General features: G+C 33.7%; 19 protein-coding genes and 1 tRNA gene. 4 read left to right on the top strand and 16 right to left on the bottom strand.

The genetic code is table 11. The features are described 5' to 3' along the window. Window positions 1–14: 14 nt before the first annotated feature. The 6 genes from RMR09_RS01850 to RMR09_RS01875 form a co-directional block, all read right to left on the bottom strand. Window positions 15–2,285: a helix-turn-helix domain-containing protein gene (locus RMR09_RS01850; protein WP_310594138.1), complete on the bottom strand. Its 2,271-nt coding sequence runs from the start codon at window positions 2,283–2,285 to the stop codon at window positions 15–17. Window positions 2,286–2,406: 121 nt separating this feature from the next. After that, window positions 2,407–2,970: an OmpH family outer membrane protein gene (locus RMR09_RS01855; RefSeq protein WP_310594139.1), complete on the bottom strand. Its 564-nt coding sequence runs from the start codon at window positions 2,968–2,970 to the stop codon at window positions 2,407–2,409. Window positions 2,971–3,215: 245 nt separating this feature from the next. Then, window positions 3,216–4,064: a class I SAM-dependent methyltransferase gene (locus RMR09_RS01860; RefSeq protein WP_310594140.1), complete on the bottom strand. Its 849-nt coding sequence runs from the start codon at window positions 4,062–4,064 to the stop codon at window positions 3,216–3,218. A 72-nt stretch (window positions 4,065–4,136) separates the two neighbouring features. Next, on the bottom strand, window positions 4,137–6,008 hold the full coding sequence (gene mnmG / locus RMR09_RS01865; RefSeq protein ID WP_310594141.1) for a tRNA uridine-5-carboxymethylaminomethyl(34) synthesis enzyme MnmG: 1,872 nt from the start codon (window positions 6,006–6,008) through the stop codon (window positions 4,137–4,139). 106 nt (window positions 6,009–6,114) lie between these two features. Next, a complete protein-coding gene (ybeY, locus tag RMR09_RS01870; RefSeq protein WP_310594142.1) occupies window positions 6,115–6,534 on the bottom strand; it encodes an rRNA maturation RNase YbeY in 420 nt (139 codons plus the stop codon). Then, window positions 6,531–9,806 carry a DUF4175 family protein gene (locus RMR09_RS01875; protein WP_310594143.1) on the bottom strand — a complete coding sequence of 1,092 codons (3,276 nt, stop codon included), beginning with the start codon at window positions 9,804–9,806 and terminating at the stop codon, window positions 6,531–6,533. Before RMR09_RS01875 ends, ybeY begins: the two co-directional genes overlap by 4 nt. A 131-nt stretch (window positions 9,807–9,937) precedes the next feature. Between RMR09_RS01875 and gltX the strand changes: the two genes are divergently transcribed. Next, window positions 9,938–11,443 carry a glutamate--tRNA ligase gene (gltX, locus tag RMR09_RS01880; protein WP_310594144.1) on the top strand — a complete coding sequence of 502 codons (1,506 nt, stop codon included), beginning with the start codon at window positions 9,938–9,940 and terminating at the stop codon, window positions 11,441–11,443. 30 nt (window positions 11,444–11,473) lie between these two features. On the opposite strand, the gene RMR09_RS01885 is transcribed toward gltX, so the two are convergent. The 4 genes from RMR09_RS01885 to RMR09_RS01900 form a co-directional block, all read right to left on the bottom strand. Then, window positions 11,474–11,725, bottom strand: a complete 252-nt coding sequence (locus tag RMR09_RS01885; protein WP_310594145.1) for a DUF6327 family protein — start codon at window positions 11,723–11,725, stop codon at window positions 11,474–11,476. A 2-nt stretch (window positions 11,726–11,727) separates the two neighbouring features. Beyond that, window positions 11,728–12,078 (bottom strand): competence protein, encoded by a 351-nt coding sequence (locus RMR09_RS01890; protein ID WP_310594146.1) that lies wholly within the window; start codon window positions 12,076–12,078, stop codon window positions 11,728–11,730. Window positions 12,079–12,100: 22 nt separating this feature from the next. After that, the gene (locus tag RMR09_RS01895; RefSeq protein ID WP_310594147.1) at window positions 12,101–12,430 is read right to left on the bottom strand and encodes a YtxH domain-containing protein; all 330 of its coding nucleotides are present in this window, start codon (window positions 12,428–12,430) and stop codon (window positions 12,101–12,103) included. Window positions 12,431–12,734: 304 nt separating this feature from the next. Next, on the bottom strand, window positions 12,735–14,831 hold the full coding sequence (locus RMR09_RS01900; RefSeq protein WP_310594148.1) for a glutamine--tRNA ligase/YqeY domain fusion protein: 2,097 nt from the start codon (window positions 14,829–14,831) through the stop codon (window positions 12,735–12,737). A 149-nt stretch (window positions 14,832–14,980) separates the two neighbouring features. Here RMR09_RS01900 and folB point away from each other — a divergent pair, with 149 nt between their 5' ends. Both folB and RMR09_RS01910 read left to right on the top strand, forming a co-directional pair. Beyond that, entirely contained in the window at window positions 14,981–15,340 is a 360-nt protein-coding gene (gene folB / locus RMR09_RS01905; protein WP_310594149.1) for a dihydroneopterin aldolase, read from the top strand. A gap of 63 nt (window positions 15,341–15,403) precedes the next feature. Beyond that, window positions 15,404–15,474: transfer RNA gene (locus RMR09_RS01910), tRNA-Cys, on the top strand. 214 nt (window positions 15,475–15,688) lie between these two features. Here RMR09_RS01910 and RMR09_RS01915 read toward each other — a convergent pair. From RMR09_RS01915 to rnr, 3 genes are read right to left on the bottom strand one after another with little or no spacing between them, the layout of a single operon-like run. Continuing rightward, a complete protein-coding gene (locus tag RMR09_RS01915; RefSeq protein WP_310594150.1) occupies window positions 15,689–16,366 on the bottom strand; it encodes a LysE family transporter in 678 nt (225 codons plus the stop codon). A 28-nt stretch (window positions 16,367–16,394) separates the two neighbouring features. Next, on the bottom strand, window positions 16,395–17,060 hold the full coding sequence (locus RMR09_RS01920) for a head GIN domain-containing protein (RefSeq protein WP_310594151.1): 666 nt from the start codon (window positions 17,058–17,060) through the stop codon (window positions 16,395–16,397). Window positions 17,061–17,081: 21 nt separating this feature from the next. Continuing rightward, window positions 17,082–19,262 carry a ribonuclease R gene (gene rnr / locus RMR09_RS01925; RefSeq protein ID WP_310594152.1) on the bottom strand — a complete coding sequence of 727 codons (2,181 nt, stop codon included), beginning with the start codon at window positions 19,260–19,262 and terminating at the stop codon, window positions 17,082–17,084. Window positions 19,263–20,077: 815 nt separating this feature from the next. Between rnr and rpiB the strand changes: the two genes are divergently transcribed. Next, complete coding sequence (gene rpiB, locus RMR09_RS01930; protein WP_310594153.1) at window positions 20,078–20,509, top strand: ribose 5-phosphate isomerase B; 432 nt, start codon at window positions 20,078–20,080, stop codon at window positions 20,507–20,509. Here rpiB and RMR09_RS01935 read toward each other — a convergent pair. Genes RMR09_RS01935 through RMR09_RS01945 form a run of 3 tightly spaced genes read right to left on the bottom strand, consistent with a single transcriptional unit; the run spans window position 20,503 to window position 22,160 of the window. Further along, the gene (locus tag RMR09_RS01935; RefSeq protein WP_310594154.1) at window positions 20,503–20,784 is read right to left on the bottom strand and encodes a DUF1294 domain-containing protein; all 282 of its coding nucleotides are present in this window, start codon (window positions 20,782–20,784) and stop codon (window positions 20,503–20,505) included. The two genes, rpiB and RMR09_RS01935, sit on opposite strands and share 7 nt — an antisense overlap. Before the next feature lie 48 nt (window positions 20,785–20,832). Further along, a complete protein-coding gene (locus tag RMR09_RS01940) occupies window positions 20,833–21,051 on the bottom strand; it encodes a hypothetical protein (RefSeq protein WP_310594155.1) in 219 nt (72 codons plus the stop codon). A 29-nt stretch (window positions 21,052–21,080) separates the two neighbouring features. Further along, the gene (locus tag RMR09_RS01945) at window positions 21,081–22,160 is read right to left on the bottom strand and encodes an AAA family ATPase (protein WP_310594156.1); all 1,080 of its coding nucleotides are present in this window, start codon (window positions 22,158–22,160) and stop codon (window positions 21,081–21,083) included. Window positions 22,161–22,175 lie beyond the last annotated feature (15 nt).

The raw sequence follows: 22,175 nt of genomic DNA on the forward strand, positions 1-22,175 counted from the left end.
CGGTTTTTTATTTACTATATGTTTAAACTTGCTTTAAACATTCGCGCTTCTTCCCAACTGAATTTATCGCCATGTTTCTCCATTAAAGCATTTAGCGACTCTTCCTTATAGCCTTTAAACGCTGTTGCAAGTTCGTCTAATTTATCCGCCGGAATAATATCTTCGATAGCCACCACTTCGGTTTGAATCAAACGAACGAAATGACTATAAATCGTTTGTTTAGTCAACAATCTAATAGCTGCTATTTCGGCTATCGAATTGTTTTGTTTCCACAAATCGTAGGTTTCTTCCACCGTAGTTTTCTTAGTAGATGATTTGGTTTTCTTTTTAGGAAGATAGCGCTCTTCGTCTAAATCGTCGTCAATTAAATTGGCATTTACTTTTTTAAATGTCGCCTGAATCGCAGCAACTTTTCTACTGACATACATTTTTATTTCAGGTGAAGTTAGCTTTTCTTTCGAAATGGTTTCTCCTGCCACAACCGTTTCTATCAGTAGTTTGGCCTTCATTAAACGGATAACCGCTTTGGTTTGAAGCTCTTCTAAAAGCACTAATTCGTCAAAATACGCCTTAGCTTTTTTAAGTCGCTTCACTTCTTCTAATTTCCATAAAATTTCAAAAACCAACTCGTCCATTGGAACCATAAAATAGGTAAATGCTGCTTGCATTCGCTCTGAAATATGGTTCAAATCGACCGTCTCCTGACTAAAAAGCACATTCAATTGCTGAATGAATTTTTTAGCAGGTTCGACCACTTTTTCAATTCGTTCGGTTTGTTCTTTGGCCCAAAACGAATATTTGGCTTTGGAGGATATTTCTGATTTATCATTATAACTATACTCATGGTTGCGCCATTCTTGAACTAATTCGGCCCATTCGAAGGTTTGAACTAAATACTGATGAATGAAATTTTTAGTTTCAAAATGCAAAGCATTTTCCAAATGCGTTTCAGATGCTTTATTTAACGAATAATCCATGACGTCCTGATCGTTTGAAATACCATTCATTTGCAGCGGAGAAAGCAAAATAAGCCCTTTTAACGAACGTAAGCGCGATAATGCTACGTATGCTTGTCCGGGAAGAAAAACCTGCGATACATCAAGCGCTGCTTTGTCAAAAGTCAATCCTTGACTTTTATGAACCGTAATAGCCCAAGCCAACTTTATCGGATAATGCACAAAAGTGCCTAAAGTTTCTTCTTCGATTTCTTTGGTTGTGCCGTTTACTTTGTAGCGAATGTTTTGCCATTCGTATTTTTCAACCTCTATGGTTTTATTTTCTTCAGGAAAATGCACTAAAATTTCTTTAGCCGAAAGCGATTTAACCACACCCATTTTTCCGTTGAAGTATTTTTTGTCAAAAGACAAATCATTTTTAACGAACATAATTTGCGCGCCTTCTTTCAAGCGCAAAACTTCATCAACTGGGTAAATTTTATCAGGAAAATCGCCTGTTATTTCAGGTAAATACGACCATTCTTTTCCCTCTAAAGCTTCCAAAGCATCGGTATTCATGGCGTCTGCTTTGGCATTATGGGTCGTTAAAGTAATATAACCCTTATTAGCTTTCAAATCGAAATTAGGTTGGACATATTGATTTAGAGCGACAATGTCTTCTTTCGAAATTTGATTATTGCGCAAGTTATTCAAGACCGAAATAAACGCATCGTCAGTCTGACGGAAGATTTTATCCAACTCAATATACAGAGGTGGATTTTGTTGGACCACATGCGAATGGAAAAAGAATTTTCCTTTGTAATGATTCTTCAAAGTACGCCATTCATCATCTCGAATTACAGGAGGTAATTGCAATAAATCGCCAATAAATAAAACCTGAACTCCACCAAACGGACTATTTTTTTTGCGGACTGTTTGCATCATAAAATCCATGGCATCCAGTAAATCGGCACGGAGCATACTCACTTCGTCAATAATCAGCAGTTCCATATTTCGAATTACCGATTGCTTCAAGCCACTCATTTTAAAATGGCGACGCAGCGTAGCTTTGGTTTCAAACTTGGTGCTTTCAGAAAAATCGGGAGCTGAATTATCTGGAATAAATCCGCCAAAAGGCAATTGAAACATGGAGTGAATGGTTACCCCACCCGCGTTTAAGGCAGCGATTCCTGTGGGCGCAACTACAACCGTGTTTTTGTGGGTAGTTTCAATGATTTCGCGAAGCAAAGTGGTTTTTCCCGTTCCGGCTTTTCCAGTAAGAAAAACGGAACGTTGCGTCTGGTTGATGAATCGTAAAGTATAGGTGGCGGCTTCAGAAATAGTTTGCATCAGGCGGATAGATTTGAGAATGCTAAAATATTGAAAATAAAGATTCCTTAGTGAATTAGATGTAAAAAAAATGCCTTCGGTCTAGTTCTAGACGAAGGCATTTTAAAGATGTTAACTTCAATTATTTTTTTGCTGGTGCTTTTTCTTCTTTAGCTCCACCTGCTTTATATTTTTCGTTTAATGCTTTGATTAAATCTTTTGTGATATCGTATTTTTCTTCAGCATATAAAACAGAGGCTACATCACCTGTTCCGAAGATATAAGAATATCCTTTTTCTTTTCCGTAAGCTTTGATGAATTTTTTCACACCCGAAACCAAAGAATCCATTTCTTTTCCGCTTTCTTGTTGCAATTGTTGAGACAATTGTTGTTGAGCATAACCCAATTGTTGTTCTCTTTTTTGTAATTCAGCACCTTTTTGTTGCGCCCAAGCTTGTCCGTTAGCCTGTGCTTGCGATTGAAAATTAGCAGCCTCTTGTTTGAAACGATTAATTTCAGCTTCTAATTGTCTTCCTTTTTCGTCTGCTTGTGCTTTGTATTTGGCTTCAAGGTCTTTTGCCTCTGTATATTCTTTCATTAATTCTGAAGTGTCTACATAAGCTGTTTTAACTTCTTTAACCTCTGCTTTTTTGTCACAAGCAATAACTGAAATTGAAAGTGCAATAATTACTAATACTTTTTTCATTTTGTGAATTTGTAAATTTTAAGTGTATGAGACAAAAATATAAAAAAATAGATAGCCTCAACAAAAACTTCGAAAAATGCTATACTATTTGTTATATCAATTTTTATTATAAACGTTATAATAGTTATAAGTCAAAGCTATTAAAACCGGCTTTATATTAAACGCCGTAAGGCGCATTCTTAAAAAAGACAACAAAAGCCTTGTTTTAAATCAAAAAAACGCCTTAAATGCGCTTAAATTGATTTTTACCAGTTTTTTAAGATGTAAATATGAGAAGAATACTCTAAATCGGACTTGCCTTTGATATTTGACCATAATCCAATGAAAAATGCCTTTACAAAATTCATTCTACCTGTTTTGTATTTTTCAGAAAGCAAACTCACATAAAACGAATCAAATTTCATGGGTAGTATTTTGACTAATTCCATTTGTTCTTTTTGAAATAATTTTTGAATAGCTGTTTTCGAAAAATGCCAAAAGTGAATCGGCACATCATAAGCTGCCCAAAATTTTCCGTAATGCTGAGCGTCGAAAGATTTGAAATTTGGGACCGCAATAATTAAAGAACCTGTTGGTTTCAATAAACGTTTCAATTCTTTTATTTGGTGATCCAAATCCGGAACGTGTTCTAAAACATGCCACATTGTAATCACATCAAAAGAACGGTCTTCTAATTGGGCAATGGCTTCTACAAAAGAAACGCCTTTGTTAATGGCAATTTGTTTTGCTTTATCGCTTGGTTCTACTCCTGTTGTTTGCCAACCATCTTGTTGAGCCACCGAAAGAAATTCACCTGTTCCCGCTCCAATGTCTAAAATTTTTCCTTTGTTTGGTTGTAATGAATTAATTAAATTTAGTTTGTTTTTTAAAGCAATGCCTTTTACAAAGTGATAGGCTTTTTCAAACAAAGATCGTTTGCTGTCGGTATGCGAAATATAATCAGCGCTTTCGTAATACTTTCCCAACACATCCAAACTCGGTTGCGGATGCGTAATCAACATGTCCAATTCTTCGTCATGATACAAATCGAAAACTTCTTTAGAAACAGAATAATCGGTAACGGTAAGAAAATGCTTTTTGTTTGAAATATCCATTTTAAATTTTATTCTTTTAGTTTACATCCTTTTAAAACAAAGGCCTCGCAAAGTAGTTTCACGTGGAACAATCTATCTTCCCATATAAATCAACAAGACCGAAACATCGCTTGGCGACACACCGCTAATTCTTGACGCCTGCGCAATCGTGGCTGGTTTAATCTTACTAAGCTTTTGTTTCGCTTCAATCGACATCGATTTGATTTTGTTATAATCAAAATCTTCTGGGATTTTTACTTCTTCTAAACGAGTTAGTTTATCTGCGTTGTTTCTTTCTTTTTCAATATAGCCCGAATACTTCACTTGGATTTCGGCTTGCTCAATAATTTCTTGATCTAAGTTGTTTTCTTCTATGTAAGTCGTTACTTTTTCAAACTGCAACATATCCTCTAAGTCGATTTGAGGTCGAGAAAATATCTTAAACATCTTATCGCCTTGTGTAATCGGCGCTGTAGCTTTCGCTTCTAAAATAGGGTTGGTTTCGGCAACAGAAACACTTGTTTCTTTAAAGAAATTGACCATCTTTTCCGATTCTTTTAGCTTAAATTCCATACGACGCAAACGTGACTCAGAAGCCAAACCAATTTCGTACGACATTGGCGTCAATCTAAAATCGGCATTATCTTGGCGCAATAAGGTTCTGTATTCGGCACGAGAAGTAAACATTCTATAAGGTTCTTCTGTTCCTTTTGTGATTAAATCGTCAATCAAAACTCCAATATAAGCTTCATCTCTTTTTAAAATCAACGGTGCTTTTTCATGGACTTTTAAATGTGCATTGATACCCGCCATCAACCCTTGAGAAGCAGCTTCTTCATATCCTGTCGTTCCGTTAATTTGTCCAGCAAAATACAAGCCCTCAACCAACTTGGTTTCCAAAGTATGTCTCAACTGCGTTGGAGGAAAATAATCGTATTCAATAGCGTAACCAGGACGTAAAAATTTCACTTTTTCAAATCCCACCACCGAACTTAATGCTTTAAATTGTATATCTTCTGGCAAAGAAGTAGAGAAACCATTTACGTATACTTCGCAGGTTTTCCACCCTTCAGGTTCAACAAACAATTGGTGTCTTTCTTTATCAGCAAAACGATTGATTTTATCTTCGATAGAAGGACAATATCTAGGTCCTAAACTTTTAATTCGACCATTAAACATCGGCGAACGATCAAATCCTTCTCTTAAGATATCATGAACGTCTAAAGAAGTATAGGTCATGTGACACGATCTTTGGTGAATCAACGGAGCTGTTACATCAGAGTATGAAAATTTATCCGGTTTAGCATCTCCTTTTTCTTCGTTCATTTTAGAATAATCCAATGAGCGTCCGTCCACACGTGGAGGCGTACCTGTTTTCATTCTTCCAGCTTGAAAACCTGCCTTTACTAAGTCCTCCGTAATGCCGTAAGAAGCACTTTCTCCTGCTCTACCTCCTCCAAATTGTTTTTCTCCAATATGAATCAATCCATTTAAAAAAGTACCGTTGGTTAAGACTACTGATTTGGATTTAATTTCTATTCCAAGAGCTGTTCGAATCCCTTGAATTTTTCCGTTTTCAATAATCAAACCACTAACCATTTCTTGATAAAAATCAAGATTTGGAGTTGCTTCTAACATCATTCTCCATTCTTCCGAAAAACGCATTCTATCACTTTGAACACGAGGTGACCACATGGCCGGACCTTTGGATTTGTTCAACATTTTAAACTGAATGGCGGTTCTATCTGAAACAATTCCGGAATACCCTCCAAGCGCATCAATCTCACGTACAATCTGCCCTTTTGCAATTCCGCCCATAGCAGGATTACAAGACATTTGCGCAATGTTTTGCAAGCTCATCGTTACCAACAGTGTTGTTGAGCCTAAATTAGCAGCAGCGGCAGCGGCTTCACAACCAGCGTGACCCGCACCTACAACAATTACATCATACTCGTTTAGAAACATTTTCTTATTGTTTAATCCTTTTTAAATTGGATTTGTGAATTGAATTCTGTTTTTACTGTTTAATGTTCCACGTGGAACATCATAATTTCAAATGTAAAATAAACAACTATTGTTCCACGTGAAACATAGCTAGTTTTTCATCCTCTTTAGAGCGCATTAATTGCTCATCGGCTTCTGTTTTGTCCTTATATCCGCAGTAATGCAAAACACCATGAACCAACACTCTTTTTAACTCTTCTTCAAACGAAACGTTGAAATCATTTGCGTTATCTTGAACTCTTTCAACAGACACAAAAATATCTCCATTAAGTTCGTTACCCATAGAATAATCAAAGCTAATGATGTCGGTCAATGTGTCGTGATTTAAATATTCTAAATTGATTTTTAAAAGATATTCGTCATCACAAAAGATATAATTAATCTCACCTTCCTTCTTGTCTTCAGAAACAATTACCTTAGATAACCAAGAAGAAATAGCTTCTTCATTATCTAGAGCAAAGTTAGTTTCGTAGTTAAAATCGATCATTTTTTATTGAAATAATTTTGAACCTTTTCGTTAAAATTCGAGCGCAAAGGTAAGGATTGTCTATTTAATATCTCTATGCTGTTTAAATATTCTAACAAGGGCTTAGGTAACGCATTTGCTTGATTAGAAAATTGTTTTTTGTTGGTTTGCGATTCGCGTTTATTTTCTTCCCCTTGTTGCTGCAAAGCGGTCTTTAATTTCAATAATTCTTGTTGGATGTTAGATGCTTTTTGAATCGTTTCATTTTTAAATCCTTTATTCAGCAATTGTTTTTCTAGCTGTTTCATTTGGTCTAATGCGGCTTGTCCCTTAGAACCCAAACCTTGCTTTTCTAATTCGTTCTCTAAAGCTTCTCTCAGCTTGCGTTGCTCTTTATAAATTTGCATAATAGCTTCAGCATCGCCTTCGCCTTCTTCGCCACTTTGACCCTTCTTCTGTGGGTTACCCGATTTGCCATCTTGGCCATTGTCTTTCAATCCTTGCTTCATTTGTTCGCCTAAACCTTGTTGCTTTTTGATGATGTCTGGCAATTGCATTCCTTGACCTTGGCCTTGCCCTGGTTTGGGTTTTCCGCTACTCATTCCAGACAAAGACATTTGCATATTAAACAACATATCGCTCAATCGGTCAGCTAGTTTGTTGGCTTCAGAAACGGCATATTGCTGGTGCGAAACTCCTTTTGCAAATTGTGAATTGGTTAAGGTTTCAATAGCACTATTTATACTGTATTCTACATTACCTACTTGTTTGGTAAACTCTTCTGTAATCTGAGGATTGCGCAAAGACATCGCAAACAAACTGTCATCAACATGTTTGAATTGCTGTTTCAAATTCTGTTGGATTTTAATGTTTTTGTTAAACGAAGGCGAAGCAGATCTAGTCGATTTAAATTGCTTCATCACGTCCTCTTGTCCATTAGAAAAGGCTAAAAGATTATCGGTAATTTGACGCAAAGTTTTAACATCTTCATTCAATTGTTCCATTTCCGAAGACTCCATGCTTTCTTGCATTTTTTGAGATAATTCCTTCATTTTCTTAGCGGCAGATTTTTGCTTGGGTTGTGCTTTTTGAGAGTTATTTTTCTCTAATTCATCTAGCGCTTTTTTCAAATCATCGTCAATGCTTTTTTCTTTTGCCTCTTCATTTGGCAAATCCAAAGGTGACTTTAATTCCTTATTGTCTTTTTGTAGTTCCTTCAACTCTTTCTGAATCTTATCAAAAGCCGCATTCACATCTGCTTGTTTTTGGGAATTGTTCTCTTTTCCTTTATTGGCTAATTGCTCTTGTTGGTCTGAAAGTTGGTCTAATTTATTAGCTAATTGTTGGGCTTTTTTCTCTACATAAAACTTCTTCGTTAATTCAACTAATTGAGCCAAATTCTTAGTTTGATTTTTACTTTGCTGTTTGTAATTGTCTAATTTTTGAAGCAACTCCTCCGCTCCTATTTTATCGTTTAGCTTTTGAAGTTCGTCCAACAATTTTTTGTTTTTATCCGATTCTTGAGTGGCTTTTTCAAGACGCTTGACTAAGTTGTCTTTTAACTCGTCTTTTTGTTCTGATTTAAAGTTCTCTAAATTGGCTTTCATCTTCTCGGCAAATTCCTGCATCATTTGTTCCTGCGTTTTTTGACGCTTTAAAAAATCAGATACCTTTTGCTGATCTTTGAATTCAAACTCGTTTTTCTCCTTGCCTAGTTTTTTCAATTGATCAAGTGCAGACATTTGCATATCTTGAGCCTTTAAAGACTTTTCTAATCCAGTGCTGTTTTCATTTTGCTGTTGTAAGGATTGTGCTTCCTTTTCTTCAGCAGTTGCCAAACGAGAAGAAAAAACTGCAGATTTAGTTCGCTTAAAATGATGAATGGCATCGTTGTCAAGAACCTCAAAGTAATACTCATAAGAAACACCTTGCTGCACAGGTAGATTACTTGGAAACGAAAAAACAAACTGATCAAAAGCTGCCTTCTTAATGGCAATTGTTCCACGTTTAGCGGCGGCGGGTTTGTCTTTAGGATAATAGACTACTTGCAATTGAGACAATCCATAATCGTCTGCTATTTGACCTAAAATATAACTGTTACCCAACTTTAAACTATCCGGTGCAGTTCTCACTTGTATAGTAGGAAACTGATCTTTAACTACTGCGAGCTGATAATTCAATTGTTCATGCTGTTTTGAATTCGAATTAGAGCTACTGATTTGATAATCTGTGTTTTGAAAGATGTTTTTTGATAAAATAAATCGATTCTCTTTCTTGGCAAACAAAAGTGAATTTCCAGCAGTTTTCCAATTCATATTTTGGGTAGCTTGTGTAGTAATTTTCCAAGTTACTTTTGTTCCTTCGGGAATACTGGCGTTTCCTGTGCCTTGAATCGTTTCGGACTTCTTGTTCAAATACGATGGGAAACGCAATTGCATCTCGAAATTTGAAATAGAAGGAACCGCAACAACTTGCAACTCATATTCGTTTGAACTCAGTTCATTCGCTTCTAAATGAAATCTAGTATTTTGTTCAGGATGTGCTATTTTAAATTCAAACTCACCAGGGCGAACGGATTCCATATAGTAACTTTCGTTATTGAAGAAAATCATGGTTTTCTCCGGAACTACTTTTCCTTCGGTTCGAACACTGATAATAAAATCTTTATTTTGTTCGGTAACCAAAGACGAATTCAAAATTTTAAATTCGAACGGTGCCGGTGGAGCAAATGCCGTATTAAAATGTACTACGCGATTAAAACTTTGAAAAATAACTGAGCCGTTTCCTGTAATGTAAAAAATCAAGATCAAAAATATTGGAAGTACAGCCCAAGGCAAATACTTTTTATTCGCCTTAAAATTAACCGCATTACTAAATGGAATGGGTTGCAATTCTATTGATTTTTGTTCAATTGAAGCCAACAATAATTCCGATTGCGCTTTGTTTTGTGTCAGCTGAAGAAAGTTGGTTAGCCTGTCCTCTACTTCATTGAAATGATTTCCAATTATCGATGCGGCTTGAGTATAATCAATTCCTTTTTGCAATTTGACCAACTTAAAAATCGGGAATAAAATCAGTCGGACTAATAAAAACAACTCGACTAAAATAAACAACCAAAACAAAAATGTTCGTCCTATTGGCTGTAGCCAAAGAAAAAACTCAACAGACAAAGTGAATAGAAAATACAACAATCCCAAACCGAAAAAGAAGATGATTCCCTTAATCAGTTCATTGGTATAAAACTTCCGAATGAAAGCTTCTAATTTTTGATATATTACTCCTTCTGTTGACAAATGGGTCTGCTTTATTTTTAACCAATAAAAGTAACAATTTATAAGAATACACCACTGTTAAAAAATCAATCAAAATATCACGATTTTTGAAGCTATATTTGCAACAGAATAAAAAAGATAAAACAGCTATCATGTCAAAGCCAATTCGTGTGCGTTTTGCACCCAGTCCAACAGGACCTTTACATATCGGTGGGGTTCGTACCGCCTTATTTAATTATTTGTTTGCCAAGAAAAATAACGGAACTTTCTTTTTACGAATCGAAGATACCGACCAAAATCGTTTTGTTCCTGGTGCCGAAGCCTATATTATGGAAGCCTTAGAATGGCTAGGAATTGCTCCTGATGAAACAGTAGGAAAAAATGAAAAATTTGGTCCCTATCGTCAAAGCGAAAGAAAGCATTTGTACCAAAACTATGCTGATCAATTGATCCATTCCGGAAATGCGTATTATGCTTTTGATACAGCCGAAGCGTTAGACGCGCATAGAAAACAACACGAAGAACAAGGTAAAACATTCATTTATAACCACCACAACAGAGAAAAACTAGATACTTCGTTAGTTCTTTCCAAAGAAGCAACTGAACAAAGAATTGCTGCGGGAGAAGATTATGTAATCCGTTTTAAAACTCCGGTAAATGAAACTTTGCATCTTAATGATATCATTCGTGGCGACGTAAAATTTGAAACGAATTTATTAGACGATAAAGTGTTGTTTAAAAGTGACGGAATGCCCACCTATCACTTAGCAAATATTGTAGACGATCATTTAATGGAAACCTCACACGTAATTCGTGGCGAAGAATGGTTGCCATCTATGCCGTTACACGTTTTGTTGTACCGCGCCTTTGGTTGGGATGCACCAGAATTTGCGCATTTACCTTTGATTCTAAAACCAATTGGAAACGGAAAATTATCCAAAAGAGATGGCGACAAAATGGGATTTCCGGTGTTTCCATTAGAATGGAAAACCGAAGAAGGGGTTTCGTCTGGTTACAGAGAAAAAGGATTTTTTCCAGAGGCTGTAGTTAACTTTTTAGCGCTATTGGGATGGAACGACGGAACTGAAAAAGAATTGTTTTCTTTAGAAGAATTAGTTAAAAATTTCGATTTAAACAGAGTACATAAAGCGGGTGCTAAATTTGATCCTGAAAAAAACAAATGGTTCAATCACCAGTATTTGATGCAACAATCAGACGGTGATTTGGCGAAAACCTTCTCTCCTATTTTGAATGAAAAAGGAATTACTGTTGAAGAAAACAAATTGATTTCCATTGTTTCTTTAATAAAAGAACGTGCACATTTTGTGTCTGAATTTTGGGAATTGAGCGATTACTTTTTTGAATCACCGACTACTTATGACGAAAAGGCAACCAAAAACTGGAAAGAAGAAACCCCTGGATTAATGGAAAATTTAATTAAGGTTTTAGAAGGAATTCAAGACTATACTGCTGCAAATATTGAAAGTATTGTAAAGGAATGGATGACTGCAAACGAAATTGGAATGGGGAAAGTAATGCAGCCGTTCCGTTTGAGTCTAGTAGGTGCGTTAAAAGGTCCTCACCTGTTTGATATTGCTGAATTAATTGGCAAACAAGAAACAATTCAACGAATTCAAAAAGCAATAACTAGTTTATAATTTTAGATTTGATATAAAAAGAAAAGAGGCTTAATCGCCTCTTTTTTTATTGATAAGCCAATTGATAAGATACGGAATGGCGATTTGTAAAATCATTCCGTAAGAATTAGATAGCTTTAATTGTAAAGATGCTAGCGCTTCCTGAAACAAATTTTCAGGCTGAAGCGATTCTTTAGTTTTATCTATGTTCAACAAAATGTGTTGGACATGGATTTCTTTTTCCAACTTTAGCATTTCTAAGTCGGAATTGATTTGGTCGTAAGATGAATATTTTTTAGCCATAATTAATCGTTAAAAAAGATGGTAGAAAATTTCTCTAAAATTGGACCTTCAACAATTTTGTCTTTTACCAAAAACAACAATAACGATAGGATTAAATAAAACCCTCCAACGGACAAAAATCCCATAACAATATTGTCTAAATAGGCACCAATTGCAAATGCCGCAGCAATAGAACCAAACAAAATTACCATACTCAAGCAAATCGCAATTAAAAGGAATTTAACAATCATTGTAGTGGATTGCATCAATACTTTAAAACCACGGAGTTTGTAATACTCCATATTAGTTTCAAGATAGCCTTTTGCGTGTTCTTGAATTTGTTCGGTTTGGTTTTTTATATCTTCAAAAGCCATAATTTAGTGTTTGTGGTGAAACTTATTTTTGAAGCTTGGCGTTTTGCTCTTTTAGCTCCGCTAACTTTTGTTCTAAAAATGAAATAAGGTCTTCGGTTTTATGACTTGCATTAGAAACCATATCCTCAAACGAATCTTCTAAATTATCTTTTGAATGAGTCAGCTTACTTTTTAATTGTTCTGAAACTTCATCTAATTTTTGTTTCAAATCATCTTTTGCATCTTTAAAACCATCTTTAATTTTTTCTCTAGTTTTTGTTCCTTTATCTGGTGCATACAAAATTCCAATTCCGACTCCAACCAATGCACCTGTTAAAAGTGCCAAAAAAGAATTTCCTGAAGTATTTGACATAATTTCCATTATTTAAGGATTACACCATTAAAGATACAACAAATTTATTCTTTTGTGAGTTAAGAACTCGTTAAAGTGCTTTTTTATAAGATAAAACGCTTTTAAAGACCGTGAATAAGCTTTGTTTTAAAAAATGATGTGTTGGGTTGTAAAAAAGAAAAAAACGCTTTAAAATTGATTTATTAAAGCTATTTTTAATTATGTAAATCAATAGTAAAATACAAAACAATAAGAAATAATTATAATAACAAAAACCCACTTTAGAGTGGGTTTTTAATTTGTAAAATCTATGAATAGAGTTTTTTTAAATTTGGTTTAAAAGAGACAAAACGGTTTCATTTTTTTCAGTTGCTTTTAATTCCAATAACGCTGGTTTAAAATTTTCTAAATTAACCGTGTCGTGAATTAAATTTTGTAAAACCGAAATTCGAACTAAAGCCAATTGACTTTTTAAAGACATGGTGTATAATTTTGATAATGCTTCGGATTCGATATCAGATGGGTTTACTTTATCCGAATGTTCTAAAATCAAATTAGCAAACAACAATGAATTGTTGTCGTTCTTGATGTTTTTTACAATCGTTTGGTTGACCAAACTGTAGTTGTCAATATTTTTGATGTTTTCAATAATCGTTTTTAATACCAATTCCGCTGCTGAAGGATCTTTTTCTTTAACGTATTTATTGATTTCTTTTTGAGTATTCATCAATAAATTTTCTTCTTTCTTTCCTTTTTCTTCCCAAGCGTCTTTTAAACCTACGGTTTTATTGAAAACCAACTTTTCAGCGGTTGAATCTTTATCCACATTGAAATAACCCAAACGTTGGAACTGAAATTTATCTCCGGCTTGAACAGTTTGTAAACTTGGTTCTACAAATCCAGTGCTAATTTGCAACGAATTGGGATTCATAAAATCCAAGAAATTCTTCTCTTTATGACTATCTGGTGCTTCATCAATAAACAAACGATCGTACAAACGAACTTCGGCCTCAATGGCGTGTGTAATAGATACCCAATGTAAGGTTCCTGACACTTTTCTTTGACTGGCTTCGCTTCCACTTCCGCTTCGGCTATCTTGATCATAAGAAACATGGATTTCGGTAATGTTTCCATTAGCGTCTTTTACAACGGATTCGCCTTTAATGATGTAGGCATTTTTTAGACGCACTTCTTTTCCTAAACTCAAACGGAAAAATTTGGCTGGCGCTTCTTCTAAAAAGTCTTCTCTTTCGATATACAATTCTCTTGAAAAAGGCACTTTTCTATAACCAGCACTTTCATCTTCTTGGTTATTTTCGGCGTCCAACCACTCCTCTTTTCCTTCAGGATAATTCGTAATTACCACTTTTACAGGGTCTAAAACCGCCATAACACGAGGGGCCGTTTTATTCAAATCTTCGCGCAAGCAAAACTCTAAAAGTGAATAATCAATTACATTTTCTCTTTTGGCAACGCCAATAATATCGCAAAACTTACGAATAGAATTTGGGGTATACCCTCTTCTTCGTAAACCAGAAATCGTTGGCATTCTTGGGTCGTCCCAACCATCTACAAAATTTTCTTGAACCAATTGCAAGAGTTTTCTCTTACTCATCACAGTGTAATTCAAGTTCAAACGAGCAAATTCGTATTGGTTAGGTCTTACCTTGTTTGTATCATAAATTTGGTCTAAAAACCAATTATATAATTCACGGTGCATCACAAATTCTAAGGTACAAATAGAATGTGAAATTTGTTCGATATAATCACTTTCTCCGTGTGCATAATCGTACATCGGATAAATTTTCCATTCGTTAGCGGTTCTGTGATGATGACGATGTAAAATACGATACATCAAAGGATCACGCATCAACATATTGGTCGAAGCCATATCAATTTTAGCACGTAAAACGTGAGTTCCTTCTGGAAAATCACCATTTTTCATCGCTTCAAACAGAGCTAAATTTTCTTCTATAGAACGATTTCTGTATGGTCCATCAACTCCAGGTTGAGTTGGTGTTCCTTTTTGAGCCGCCATTTCTTCTGAAGTTTGGCTATCTACATAGGCTTTTCCGTTTTTAATCATTTGAACTGCCCAGTCGTATAGCTGTTGGAAATAATCAGACGAATACAATTCTTCGGTCCAATTAAATCCCAACCATTTCAAATCTTCTTTAATAGCATCCACATATTCTTGCTCCTCTTTGGCTGGATTAGTGTCGTCAAAACGCAAATTTACAGGCGCATTGTACTTTAATCCTAAACCAAAATTCAAACAAATCGATTTAGCATGACCAATGTGTAAATACCCATTAGGCTCTGGCGGAAAACGAAAACGTAGTTTTTCTTGAGGAAAACCCGACGCTACACTATCTTCTATAATTTGTTCAATGAAATGCAATGATTTTTCTTCTGATGCCATTTTAAAAATTTTGAAAAGCAAAGTTATCAAATTTGTTGGTGATTCGTCGATTTATCAAGTGGTTTATTCGGGTTTGAATCTAAAAAAACAAAAGATTTTGTACTTTTATCCCGGCATACCGATTAAAATTTATCTCTAAAATCATAAAAATGGGAACCATTAAGCTAAAAAATATTCGCACTTTCTCCTACCACGGTTGTTTAGTTGAAGAAGGAAAAATAGGGTCGGATTACAGTGTGGATTTAGAAATAAAAACAGATTTACGTAAATCTAGTATTTCGGATGATTTAGCTGACACGGTAGATTATGTGCTATTAAATCAAATTGTGGTAGAAGAAATGGCGATTCGATCTGATTTATTAGAACATGTAGCCCGTCGAATCATTGTTCGCATTTTTGCTGAAGCACCTTCTGTTTCTAGAATTAAAATTGGAGTTTCAAAATTAAATCCTCCTATTGGTGGTGACGTTGAAGCAGTTACCATTGAAATGGAAGAGTACAGAACTTAATTTGTAAAAGGGACTGTTGTAAAGTATAAACTTTTTGTTATCTTTGCCACCCAATAAACAATTGGCGTCGTGGCCGAGCGGCTAGGCTGGGCTCTGCAAAAGCTCCTACTCCGGTTCGAATCCGGACGATGCCTCAAAAACCTTCAAGGAAACTTGGAGGTTTTTTTTATGTTTATTGCGAGGTACGAAGCAATCTGAAAATTAAATAAATTCAACGCTCCTACTCCGGTTCTCCCTAAACGTCGGAACGCACTAAAATACAAGTATATACTTATAAAAATTGGAGGTTTTGTGTAATAGTACTGGGTAAAAAAAATTTAAGTAAAAGAAGAAGATTTAATTTTCAACCTACTTTTCAATCTTCTCCAAAGCATTTTTAACCATTTCTTTCTCTTTTGGAAACCAACCTTGAGCCATTAAAGCGACTCCAAATACGATTAAAACAATGCTAATTCCTTTTTTAATTTTTAGAATATTAGTGGGTGTTAATTTTGATTTTAATTGTTTCGCTAAGACGATTTTTAAACAGTCTACTAACAAATACGATACAATTACTGAGGTAAAAAAAGTCAACATTCTAGGGGTTTGCATGTCTAATTTTGGTCCTACTGAAATGATAATAGCCAACCAAAATCCTAATACTCCAATATTAATTACGTTTAAGAAAAACCCTTTTGCTAGAAGACTTCCGTAATTTTTTTTAATGATTTCATCATCAATAGCTTCGTACTGAATTTTAGCTTGTTTTTTTAATTTAACAAATGAAATTATACCATAAGCCACCATTACAATACCACCAAAAATAAATAAAGCTGGTTTGTCTTTTAAACTTGCAATCAAACGATAACTTCCTAAATAAGCTACTCCAATAAAGAAAATATCACCTAAAACAACCCCTAAATCAAAAGCTAAAGCCGCTCTAAATCCTTTGGTTATACTGGTTTCTATTAAAATAAAAAATACAGGACCTATCATAAAACTGAGGAAAATTCCCCAAGGTAATCCAGTTAAAATATCGTTTATCATTAGTGTAAGATTTGGGTTTTTAAACTAATTACTTTACTATTTCTATATGCCCTCCGGCAACTGTTTTTTGGTTGACTTGTTTTGGTTTACCATAAATCGAAATATCTCCACCTACTCTAACTTTAGCATCTACTAATTCAGTAGTAAAAACAGTAGCTTCGCCACCTGCATTGATACTAATTACAGTTTGTTCAGTGGTTAATTCTTTTCCTTCATACATTCCACCTGTAGAAATAACAATCTCTTGATTTTTAGCAGTTCCTTCAACAGCAACAATACCTCCACTTAGAATTTTTGTATTTAATTTTGATACTTCTAAATGAATATCAATTTTAGCTCCTTCTTTTGCAATAATATTAAAATCCGTTCCTTTAAAAACAGCTTCACTTGAAATTTGAGATCCTTCATTAGCTTCCACAGCATCTAAATCTATGTAATATACTTTGGCGTGAATAGTATTGCCTTTTAATAATTTTGTTAATGGCATTCGTAATTTTAATTCTCCATTTCTATTTACAACTTCAGCTTGATCAGCATTAGTTCCAGAAAGAATTACCTTGTTTTCTTCAGAAGGAATTAATTGTACTTCGATTTGATCAAAAGCAGTTACTTTATGAAAATCACCTACTTTTTTCTCGGTTTGAGAATAGGTTAATGAACTGATTAATAATAAACTAAATACTATTTTTTTCATTATTTTAAAATTTAAATATACTTATTCGTTTCTTCTAATAAAGTGAAAATCCAATTGTTTTTTAACTAAATCAGCGTTTTTTACTTTTACAAAAATTTCATCACCTAGTTGTAATAAACCGTGCGAAGTAGCGCCAACTAAAGCATATTGTTTTTCGTCAAAAGTATAATAATCCTCTTTAATATCTCTAATTCGGACCATTCCTTCGCATTTATTTTCGATAATTTCTACATAAATACCCCATTCTGTTACTCCAGAAATCACTCCTAAAAACTCCTGATCTTGGTGATTTTGCATGTATTTTACCTGCATGTATTTGATAGAATCCCGTTCTGCATTCGTGGCTAAACCTTCCATAGTGGACGAATGTAAACATTTAGTTTCATAGGTTTCTTCATCTACTGATTTTCCACCGTCTAAATAATACTGTAATAAACGATGCACCATCACATCAGGATAACGACGAATAGGTGAAGTAAAATGTGAATAATAATCAAAAGCTAATCCGTAATGACCAATATTATCCGTAGAATATTTAGCTTTACTCATACTTCGAATAGTTAGCGTATCAATTAGATTTTGCTCTTTAGTACCAACAACTTCGCTTAGTAAATTATTCAACGATTTTGATATATCTCCTTTGTTTCTAAAGTCGATTTTATAACCAAACTTAGCAATAACCGTTTGCATCGCAATTAATTTATCTTCATTAGGCTCATCGTGAATACGATAGATAAATGTTTTCTTTTGTTTACCAATAAATTCAGCTACTTTTCTATTCGCTAAAAGCATGAATTCTTCAATCAAATGATTCGCATCTTTCGATATTTTAAAGTACACTCCGGCAGGTTCTCCTTCTTGATCTAAATTGAATTTTACTTCTACTTTATCAAATGAAATAGCACCTTCATTCATTCGGTTTCTACGTAAAATCTTTGCTAATTCATCTAATTTTAAAGTAGCATTAACAATCTCTGGTGAAACTTGATACGGAGCACCTGTAATAGAAACTTCTTTCGGAATGGTATCATCCTTAGTTTCTATAATATATTGCGCTTCTTCATAAGCAAAACGTTGGTCAGAGAAAATTACTGTTCTTCCAAACCATTGATTAACAACTTGTGCTTTTTCATTAATTTCAAATACAGCAGAGAAAGTATATTTTTCTTCATGAGGTCGTAAAGAACAAGCGTAATTAGACAACACTTCAGGTAACATAGGTACTACTCTATCTACTAAATACACAGAAGTGGCTCTTTGATAGGCTTCATCATCTAAAATAGTTCCTTCTTCTAAATAAAAAGAAACATCAGCAATATGGATTCCAATTTCATAATTTCCATTGGCTAACTTTTTGAAAGACAAGGCATCATCAAAATCTTTCGCATCTTTTGGATCAATAGTAAAAGTCAACGTATCGCGCATATCACGACGCTTGGCTATTTCACTTTCGTGAATAGTAGTATCAATTTTTTGTGCATAGGTTTCTACTTCAATAGGAAATTCAGAAGGTAAACCATATTCAGCTAAAATAGCATGAATTTCAGTATCATGTTCTCCTGGTTTTCCTAATACTTTAATCACTTTTCCAAAAGGACTATCCGCTCTTTTAGGCCAATCTTCAATATGAACTAATACCACATCTCCTTGCTCTGCCTCTCCTATTTTATCTTTTGGAATAAAAATATCGGTGTACATTTTAGGGTTGGCTGTTGAAACAAAAGAAAAATTCTTTTGAATATCAATAACACCCACAAAATCTGTTTTATTTCGTTCGATTACTTCAATCACTTCGCCTTCTGGACGACGACCTTTTCTACGGTTGTACACATACACTTTTACTGTATCTTTATCTAAAGCTCGATTCAAATTATTGGTTGGAATAAAAACATCTTCTTCTAAATCTGGACAAACAAAATAAGCTGTTTTCCGACCTGTCATATCAATTTTACCTTCGTAATAATCTTGACTAACCGCTTTAATTAAATATTTTCCAGGTTCTGATTCGATAATTGTTTTTTGAGCCGCTAGTATTTTTAAATCTTTTATAATTTGATTTCTACTTTGAGTATCGTCTAAATCTAATTTAGCAGCTATTTGTTTGTAATTAAATACTTTATTAGCACTTTGAGATAGTATTTTTACAATTTTTTCAGAGTATGTCTTCTCTTTTTTGAGCGGTTTTCTTAAACGCTTTCCCATATTTCTTTTCTTAAAAGTCTAAAATTACAAATAAGAAATCAGAATATTCTTTTAAAGACTCAGATTTATTAAAAATATAACTTTTACTACAACTTCATTTTTTCTAAAAAAATGTTTTTTTAAAATCTTCAAAGTTGTCAACATCTATTTAAAACAACAAAAAGAAAAGAAAATTTAAATTAATTTTTTAATGGTTATTATAGCGTGTTAATAGTTAGTATAAATTTTTTTAAAATGGATTTGAAATGAAGTTACAACTAGTTATTTTTAGTTATTAACATGGTTTTTTATAGCTAAAGAATTAAAAACAAAGCTATTCTTGTTTTTAATTAACAGCTGTTCATAACCTAAAACTTAGTCTTTTTGTAGATAAGTAAATTTTCAAAATCTGTTAATAAACCTCATTTTTCTATTCATAACTTTTATAAAAATTCAACAAACTATATTTGGATTTTTAATCTAGGTTTTGGATTACATTTTTTTCTTTTACCACCACAAAAAACTTCTTATATTCTATCTTGAGTTATTAACAAACTATGTTAATTTAATGTTAGCTGAAAATCAACTAATTGCGTTTTGCTATTAACAATTCAATTTTTTAACACTTTTGTTAGAAAAAACCAATTGATTTATAATTGTTTAAAGTCTTTTTAAACCCTATTTTTTTAGTAATGCATTGTTTATCTGATTCTTACCTTTTATTTAAGATTTACATTTGCATTGGTTAATAAAGAAGCAAAGAAACCAATCAATTCATGAATTCTAACTCAAAATCTTTCCTTATTTTTGAACACGAATTAAACACACTACTAACAATGAACATTTCTATTGGAAACGACCATGCCGGTCCAGAATATAAAAAAGCGATTGTGGCTATGCTTGAAGCAAAAGGTCATCAAATAACTAACTATGGTACCGACACCCCTGAAGCTGTTGATTATGCTGATTTTGCGCATCCTGTTGCAAAAGATGTGGAAGAGGGAAAAGCTGATTTTGGTATTGTGATTTGTGGTAGTGGGAATGGAATTGCGATGACAGTAAATAAACATCAAAAAGTGCGAGCCGCTTTGTGTTGGATGAAAGAAATTGCTGCCTTAGCACGTTTACATAACGATGCCAATGTGATTAGTATTCCAGCTCGTTATACCTCTATTCCACAGGCGGTAGAAATGGTTGAAATCTTTTTAAACACTGAATTTGAAGGCGGAAGACACCAAAACCGTGTCAATAAAATTGCTTGTCAATAAATACAAATAGTATCGGCATAAAAGAGTGCTAGTACTACTAAAAGCTGAAATAATACAATACTCCAAAACTTCCAAAGGAAACTTCTTTTGGAAGTTTTGTGTTTAAATACCCACATCCCGAAACCAGTTCCTATACTTCCTCCAAATAAAGCCCAGAGCAATAAACGGTTTTCGGCAATTCTTCTTTTTTTATTTCGAGCCAGATATTTGTCGTAACCCACTAAAACGAAGCTTACAACAGTAACTACTAAAAAATAACAATATAAAATCAGCATGAGAGTAGGGAATAGGACTCAAATATAAGATTTGTTTTTTACTATTAATTAGAAAAGTCCTCCACCTAAAATAAGTCGTAATATTCCAAAAATAATTACTAAAGTACATAGCGATTTTGATTTTGGAGATTCAGCAATACTGCTTAATATAAAACCAATAAAAGCTAGTGGTATTACAAGCCAGTTTAACCAACCTAATAGCGGTAAAAAAGCCAATACCATTCCTAAAAGCCAAAGTGTGGAGATAATTGAGGCGATAATTTTCATTTTATTGTAATTTTTAGTTTAATTGTATATTAATTTCCAAAGCCAATGACTTTTTTCAACTTCGGCTTGTATTCAACAGTTTCCTCAAAGTTAAATATATCGGATATGGCCATCGGATTTTGCGCCTCATAGTTATGCCCCAATTGTTTTAAAAGTCTATTTGTACGGTCCAATTCTAGCGGTTTGAATTCATAAATACAAGTTAACCTTCCCTTGCGCAAAAGTGCGGAATCAATATTAACAATATCGGTGTTAAACGTAGCAATTATTTGAATTCCTAAACTATCAGCTAATAAACCATCGGTTAGGTTTAATAAAAAAGAGAGTTTTGAATTACTTTTATCCTCTCTGGAAAGTATTAAATCTTCAGCATCTTCAATAACCAAAACACTGTTTCTATTATCAAGGAGTAGATCTGTAAATGAAAAATTGTCTAAATTTCCTGCCATGTTTGGTGATAAAAAAATCACTTTCTTTTTTTGTTGGTGAATTAAAAAACGGATATACGTACTCTTACCCGTTCCTGGTGCTCCGTGAAAAAGGAATAATCCCTTGGTTTGTTTTTTTCTAAGATTTTGAACAATCGATTGATGAATTGTTTTAAAATCAGAATTATAGTGTAAATCTAGGTTTAATTTAGGTTTTTTTAATTCGATCTTTTCTAAAGTTAACCCTCTTGGTCCCGAAACAATTAAGTTAATTTCAGTAGTTAATTTTTCATTTATTTTAAATTGATTTAATTCATTCTTTAGTTCAATAGCTCGGTTTTCTGATTCTGGCAGAAACGAAATAGAAATTAGTTTATCCTCTATATTAACCATAAAACCATCATTAAACAAATAAAGCACATTTTCATATTCTCCAATTGTTTCTGACCCATTGTAATTCAAATAAAAATGTTTTTTAACAATCTCCTCAGCAAATTTTATTTCAATCCATTCTTGCGCTTTTTTATAATCTAAATTTTTAATACAATACACATTAGGCAGCGCATTGTAATAACTTAAAAACATCCTTTTAAAACAGATATAATATCCCCCTCCATCAATAATATTGGGTGAATTTTGTTGTAGTTCTAGGCTCTTTTTTTCTTTAATTGTTGGGATCATATACTTTTGTTTTTT

The organism is Flavobacterium sp. (genome assembly GCF_031537875.1).
Taxonomy (GTDB): Bacteria; Bacteroidota; Bacteroidia; order Flavobacteriales; family Flavobacteriaceae; genus Flavobacterium.

Bases quoted from the DNA above. Each gene is read 5' to 3' on its own strand.
- RMR09_RS01850 (WP_310594138.1), bottom strand. From the start codon at position 2,285: ATGCAAACTATTTCTGAAGCCGCCACCTATACTTTACGATTCATCAAC.
- RMR09_RS01855 (WP_310594139.1), bottom strand. From the start codon at position 2,970: ATGAAAAAAGTATTAGTAATTATTGCACTTTCAATTTCAGTTATTGCT.
- RMR09_RS01860 (WP_310594140.1), bottom strand. From the start codon at position 4,064: ATGGATATTTCAAACAAAAAGCATTTTCTTACCGTTACCGATTATTCT.
- mnmG (WP_310594141.1), bottom strand. From the start codon at position 6,008: ATGTTTCTAAACGAGTATGATGTAATTGTTGTAGGTGCGGGTCACGCT.
- ybeY (WP_310594142.1), bottom strand. From the start codon at position 6,534: ATGATCGATTTTAACTACGAAACTAACTTTGCTCTAGATAATGAAGAA.
- gltX (WP_310594144.1), top strand. From the start codon at position 9,938: ATGTCAAAGCCAATTCGTGTGCGTTTTGCACCCAGTCCAACAGGACCT.
- RMR09_RS01885 (WP_310594145.1), bottom strand. From the start codon at position 11,725: ATGGCTAAAAAATATTCATCTTACGACCAAATCAATTCCGACTTAGAA.
- RMR09_RS01890 (WP_310594146.1), bottom strand. From the start codon at position 12,078: ATGGCTTTTGAAGATATAAAAAACCAAACCGAACAAATTCAAGAACAC.
- RMR09_RS01895 (WP_310594147.1), bottom strand. From the start codon at position 12,430: ATGTCAAATACTTCAGGAAATTCTTTTTTGGCACTTTTAACAGGTGCA.
- RMR09_RS01900 (WP_310594148.1), bottom strand. From the start codon at position 14,831: ATGGCATCAGAAGAAAAATCATTGCATTTCATTGAACAAATTATAGAA.
- folB (WP_310594149.1), top strand. From the start codon at position 14,981: ATGGGAACCATTAAGCTAAAAAATATTCGCACTTTCTCCTACCACGGT.
- RMR09_RS01915 (WP_310594150.1), bottom strand. From the start codon at position 16,366: ATGATAAACGATATTTTAACTGGATTACCTTGGGGAATTTTCCTCAGT.
- RMR09_RS01920 (WP_310594151.1), bottom strand. From the start codon at position 17,060: ATGAAAAAAATAGTATTTAGTTTATTATTAATCAGTTCATTAACCTAT.
- rnr (WP_310594152.1), bottom strand. From the start codon at position 19,262: ATGGGAAAGCGTTTAAGAAAACCGCTCAAAAAAGAGAAGACATACTCT.
- rpiB (WP_310594153.1), top strand. From the start codon at position 20,078: ATGAACATTTCTATTGGAAACGACCATGCCGGTCCAGAATATAAAAAA.
- RMR09_RS01935 (WP_310594154.1), bottom strand. From the start codon at position 20,784: ATGCTGATTTTATATTGTTATTTTTTAGTAGTTACTGTTGTAAGCTTC.
- RMR09_RS01940 (WP_310594155.1), bottom strand. From the start codon at position 21,051: ATGAAAATTATCGCCTCAATTATCTCCACACTTTGGCTTTTAGGAATG.
- RMR09_RS01945 (WP_310594156.1), bottom strand. From the start codon at position 22,160: ATGATCCCAACAATTAAAGAAAAAAAGAGCCTAGAACTACAACAAAAT.